The organism is Variovorax sp. P1_H12_2, from assembly GCF_056405335.1.
The window spans coordinates 1-5,322 of the sequence record NZ_JBFUCI010000429.1 but is presented as its reverse complement, the minus strand read 5'-3'; the positions used below and the strand labels follow the sequence as shown (position 1 = coordinate 5,322).

Below are 5,322 nucleotides of genomic sequence, written 5' to 3'. Positions count from 1 at the left end.
CCTGTGGCCCGATCTGCCGCTCGCGCCCGGCGTGCGCGAGCTCTGCGAGCGCGCGCTGCAGACCTTCCGCGACCTCGGCTGCGAAGTCGACACGCATCAGCTTGATGTCCCGCGCGAGCAGAACTGGACCGCGTGGCTGCGCCTGCGCCAGTTGCTGGTCGGCGGCAAGCTGGGCGCGGCCCATGCCGACCCGGCGCTGCGCGAGAAGCTGAAGCCCGAGGCGCGCTGGGAGATCGAGCAGAGCCATCGGCTCGATGCGGCGGCGCTCTACCAGGCCGCGGTCTATCGCTCGAATGTCTACCGCGCCTTCCTGCGGGCCTTCGAGCGCTTCGATTTCGTGGTCGCTCCGACGGCGCAGGTCTTTCCCTTCGATGCGGCGCTGCCGTGGCCCGCGTCGGTCGGCGGCGTCGAAAGCGACACCTATCACCGCTGGATGGAGATCGTCACGCCCTTCACGCTGGCCGGCCTGCCCACGCTCAATGTGCGCGCGGGCTTCAGCGAATCCGGCCTGCCGATGGGGCTGCAGATCGCGGGGCCGATCCACGGCGACCTGGCGGTGCTGCGGCTGGGGCATGCGTACGACCTGGCTTGCGGCTGGGGCTCCGTGCGGCCGCCGGTGCTTTCCGAGGGCGTCTGAACCGACGGCCCTTTCGCTTCGAAACTAGATCGGCGACACCACGCCGCGTCCGGCGAAGTGTCCTTCGGCATTGGCCATGAAGCGATCCAGCGAAGCCTGCGTCGCCTCGGGTGACCAGCCCGCCATATGCGGCGTGAGCAGCACGTTGTCGAGGCCGATCAGCGGCTCGGGTGGCAGCGGCTCGCTCTCGTAGACGTCGAGACCGGCCCCTGCGATGCGGCCTTCGCGCAGGGCCGCGGCAAGCGCCTCGGTATCGACCACGCTGCCGCGCGAGATGTTGACGAGGAACCCCTTCGAGCCCAGTGCGTCGAGGATCCGGGCATCGATCAGATGCCGCGTGCCGGCACCGCCCGGGGTCGCCACCACCAGGATGTCGGCCCATCCGGCCAACGCCTGCACGCTGTCGAAATAGCGGTGCGGCACCCCCTCGCGCGGCTGGCGGTTGTGATAGCCGATCTCCATGTCGAAGCCCGCGGCACGCCTGGCGATCTTCTGGCCGATGGTGCCGAGCCCCAGAATGCCCAGGCGCTTGCCCGAGACATTCGGCGGATGCGGAATCGTTTCGCGCCGCACGCCTTCGCGGCACAGCCGGTCGAGCGTACGGACGTGGCGCATCGCGCCGATCAGCAAGCCGAAGGCATGGTCCGCGACGCAGTCGTCGTTGGTGCCGGCACCGTTGGCGAGCACGATGCCACGCACCCGCGCCGCATCGAGCGCGATGGCTTCGTAGCCCGCGCCCATCGCGCAGACCAGTTCGAGCCTGGGCATCGCGGCGATCTCCGCCGCCGTCAGACCGATCGAGCCGATCGTCAGCACCGCGCGGAAGCGGCCGCCCTCTGCCGCGATCAGCGCATCGCGCTCGGCCGGCGTCGGCACCGGCAGATAGGTCATGTCGTAGACCGCGGCGACCTGCGCCTGGTGGGTTTCCGACAGGCTGTTGAGGACCAACAGGGGAATCTTCTCCGACATTCGAATCGCTCCTGAATCAATCAATGGGGGTCACAGCACCGGCTCGGCCTCGAGCTTCTGCAGCCGCCACATCTGCGCGTACTTGCCCTGGCCCGCCAGCAACTGGGCGTGCGTGCCGCGCTCGACGATCACGCCGCTCTCGAGCACCAGGATCTCGTGCGCATCGACCACGGTCGACAGGCGGTGCGCGATCACCAGCGTGGTCTTGTTGCGCGCCGCGCTCTTGAGCTCCGACTGGATCGCCCGCTCGTTGGCCGAATCGAGCGCCGAGGTGGCTTCGTCGAAGATCACGATCGGCGGGTTCTTGAGCAGCGTGCGCGCGATCGCCACGCGCTGCTTCTCGCCGCCCGAGAGCTTGAGCCCGCGCTCGCCGACCATGGTTTCGTAGCCCTTCGGCGTGTGCGCGATGAAGTCATGGATACGCGCCGCCCGCGCGGCCTCCTCCACCTCTTCGCGGCTCGCGCCCGGACGGCCGTAGGCGATGTTGTATTCGACGGTGTCGTTGAACAGCACCGTGTCCTGCGGCACGATGCCGATGGCGCGACGCACGCTGGCCTGCTGCACGTCGCGGATGTCCTCGCCGCCGATCGTGATGCGGCCCTGCTGCACGTCGTAGAAACGGTAGAGCAGCCGGGCCAGCGTCGACTTGCCCGAGCCCGAGGGGCCGACCACCGCCACCGTCTTGCCGGCCGGAATCTCGAAGCTCACGTGCTTGAGGATCGGCCGCGCGGCCTCGTAGGCGAAATTGACGTCCTCGAAGCGCACGGTGGAATCGGCTCCCGCCAGCGGCCGGGCATCCGGCGCGTCGCGCACTTCGCGATCCTTCTCGAGCAGCACGAACATCTTGTCGAGGTCGGTCAGGCTCTGCTTGATCTCGCGGTAGATCACGCCCAGGAAATTGAGCGGGATGTAGAGCTGGATCATGAAGGCGTTGACCATCACCAGGTCGCCCAGCGTCATGTGGCCGTCGACCACGCCCTGCGTGGCGCGGTAGAGCATCGCGACCAGGCTGACCGCGATCAGGCATTGCTGGCCCGCATTGAGCAGGCTCAGCGTGGTCTGGCTCTTGACCGCCGCCTTGCGGTAGCGCTCCAGGCTGGCGTCGTAGCGGCCGGCCTCGAAGCCCTCGTTGTTGAAGTACTTGACCGTCTCGTAGTTGAGCAGCGAATCGACCGCTCGACTCTGCGCCACCGAGTCGAGCTCGTTCATGGTCTTGCGGAACTGGGTGCGCCACTCGGTCACGGTCACGGTGAAGCCGATGTAGACCACCAGCGCCGCCAGCGTGATCCAGACGAAGCCCGAGTCGAACTTGACGCCCAGGACGGTCAGCACCAGCGTCAGCTCGATGATCGTCGGCACGATGCTGTAGAGCGACATCGAGATCAGCGAATGCACGCCGCGCGTGCCGCGCTCGATGTCGCGCGTCATGCCGCCGGTCTGGCGCTCCAGGTGGAAGCGCAGGCTCAGCGCGTGCAGGTGCTGGAACACCTCCAGCGAGATGCTGCGCGCCGCGCCCTCGGTGGCCTTGGCGAAGACCAGTTCGCGCAGCTCGTTGAAGACCGCGGTGGAGAGCCGCAGCAGGCCGTAGGCGACCAGCAGGCCGACCGGCACCACCAGCAGCGCCGCCGCGCTGCCGGGCTTGATCGACATCGCGTCGACCAGGTTCTTGAGCAGCACCGGCACGCCGACATTGGCGACCTTGGCGCCGATCATGAAGGCGAGCGCAGCCATCACGCGCCATTTGTAGCGCCACAGGTAGGGGAACAGCCGGCGCAGCGTGGCCCAGTCGGAACGGTCGCTGCGGGCGGGCGTGCCCGCCGAGGCGGGGTGGTGGGGGGAGGAAAGTGCTTCGCCGCTGCGGCGCATGGGGGGACAATCGTGGCTGTTGTTTTCAGAGGGGTCGGTCGACCCACCCCAGATTGTGCCCATGTCCGCCAAATCCAGCGCCAACCTCACCGCCAAGCTCAAAAGCCTCCCGGCCGACATGGAGCTGGTGCTCAAGGTCATCCCGATGCCGGCCGACTGCAACGCCAACGGCGACATCTTCGGCGGCTGGGTGATGGCGCAGTGCGACCTGGCCGGCTCGGTGATCCCGGCGCGCTACGCCAAGGGCCGGATGGCCACCGTCGCGGTCAACGAATTCATCTTCAAGCAGCCGGTGCGGCTGGGCGACATCCTGTCGTTCTACTCGAAACTGGAGCGCATCGGGCGCACCTCGGTCACCGTCAAGGTGGAGGTGTTCGCCGAGCGCTTCAAGTCCCAGGGCGAGTACATCAAGGTGACCGAAGCCACCTTCACCTACGTCGCGATCGACGACAGCGGGCGGCCCCGCCCCATCGAGAAAGCATAAGCTCGCCCCCAGGTTGGGCTCACTTCGTGTAGCCCGCCCACCCCCTRCCGGGGGCGCAGYCAGCGGCCCGGCGAAGCYGGTTCCGCGRCTGCCCACCAACWGGCGCGCTGCGCGCAGCCGAAGAACAAACACAGCGAWGGCGACGGTGTTCCCYCGGCCGGCGSAGCCAGGCCCGTTGGCGAAACGCCGCGGAACCGGCTTCGCCGGGCCGCTGGTGTTGCCCCCGGAGAGGGGGTGGGCGCCCCGACACGAAGTGCGGGGCAACCTGGGGGAGATCAAATGTTCGAAAAGTCCGGCTTGCGCTTTTCCATGAAAGCCGTGAAGGCCTCGCGCGCCGCCGGCTCGCGCAGCATGCGGCCGAAGCTCTGGCCCTCTTCAGCCATGCGCTCCAGCACCACCGGCTGCTGCGACTTCTTCATCAGGCGCTTGGTCTCGATCAGGGCGCTCAGCGGCTTGGCCGCGAGCTTGCGGGCCTGCGCCTGGGCGATGGCATTGGCCTCGGTCGGCGGTACGACGCGATTGACCAGGCCCACCTCCAGCGCCGCCTCGGCCATGAAGGGCTCGCCCAGCAGCAGCGCCTCGGCCGCGCGGTGGTAGCCGAACATCTGCGGCACCAGCAGGCTCGACGCGGCTTCGGGGCAGAGGCCTAGATTGACGAAGGGCATCGAGAAAGCCGCGTTGTCGCCCGCGTAGACCAGGTCGCAATGGAACAGCAGCGTGGTGCCGATGCCCACCGCCGGACCGCAGACCRCCGCCACGATCGGCTTCGGGAAACTGGCGATGCCGCGCAGGAAGCGGAACACCGGCGACTCTTCGGTCGACGGCGGCTTGTTGAGGAAGTCGCCGATGTCGTTGCCGGCACTGAAGATCGTGGCGTCGCCCTGGATCAGCACGGCGCGCACGGCGCCGTCCTGCTCGGCATTCGCCAGCGCGTCGGCCAGCTCGCCGTACATCGCGCCGGTGATCGAGTTCTTCTTGTCGAGGCGGTTGAAGGTCAGGGTCATCACACCGGCTTCGGTGTGGACGAGGATGTCGCTCATGGGAGGTCCTTGAAAAAAATGAATGGTCGGTCAGGCGCTAAGCGCCTCGCGGACGAACTCGAGCCGGTCCTGGCCCCAGAACATYTGGCCGCCGACGAACATCGTCGGCGCGCCGAACACGCCGCGCTGCACCGCTTCCTGGGTAGCGGCCTTGAGCTGGTCCTTGACTTCCTGCGTGTTGGCGAGCGCAAGCAACTGCGCTGCGTCGAATCCGGCTTCCTGCAGCACGGCGCCGACGGTGGCCGGCTCGTTGAGGTTGCGCGGCTCGACCCACATCGCGTGGAACACCGCGTCGACATAGGCGCGGAAGCGGTCGGGCTCGCGCA

The 5,322-nt window shown here is 68.0% G+C and carries 6 protein-coding genes; 2 read left to right on the top strand and 4 right to left on the bottom strand.

Translation table 11 applies throughout. The features are described 5' to 3' along the window. Window positions 1–637 (top strand): amidase family protein (locus tag AC1D2K_RS29160; RefSeq protein ID WP_478093220.1); only part of this gene is annotated, 637 nt, incomplete at its 5' end. A 24-nt stretch (window positions 638–661) separates the two neighbouring features. Here AC1D2K_RS29160 and AC1D2K_RS29155 read toward each other — a convergent pair. Continuing rightward, a complete protein-coding gene (locus AC1D2K_RS29155) occupies window positions 662–1,606 on the bottom strand; it encodes a 2-hydroxyacid dehydrogenase (RefSeq protein WP_478093218.1) in 945 nt (314 codons plus the stop codon). Between the two features lie 30 nt (window positions 1,607–1,636). After that, window positions 1,637–3,472, bottom strand: coding sequence for an ABCB family ABC transporter ATP-binding protein/permease (locus AC1D2K_RS29150; RefSeq protein WP_478093216.1), 1,836 nt, complete (start codon window positions 3,470–3,472; stop codon window positions 1,637–1,639). Window positions 3,473–3,533: 61 nt separating this feature from the next. On the opposite strand from AC1D2K_RS29150, the gene AC1D2K_RS29145 reads away from it, so the two are divergent. Then, window positions 3,534–3,956: an acyl-CoA thioesterase gene (locus AC1D2K_RS29145; protein ID WP_478093214.1), complete on the top strand. Its 423-nt coding sequence runs from the start codon at window positions 3,534–3,536 to the stop codon at window positions 3,954–3,956. A gap of 275 nt (window positions 3,957–4,231) precedes the next feature. Here the strand turns inward: AC1D2K_RS29145 and AC1D2K_RS29140 are convergent, their stop codons facing one another. Both AC1D2K_RS29140 and AC1D2K_RS29135 read right to left on the bottom strand, forming a co-directional pair. Beyond that, a complete protein-coding gene (locus AC1D2K_RS29140; RefSeq protein WP_478093213.1) occupies window positions 4,232–4,996 on the bottom strand; it encodes an enoyl-CoA hydratase in 765 nt (254 codons plus the stop codon). A gap of 30 nt (window positions 4,997–5,026) precedes the next feature. After that, window positions 5,027–5,322 (bottom strand): DsbA family protein (locus AC1D2K_RS29135; protein WP_478093211.1); only part of this gene is annotated, 296 nt, incomplete at its 5' end.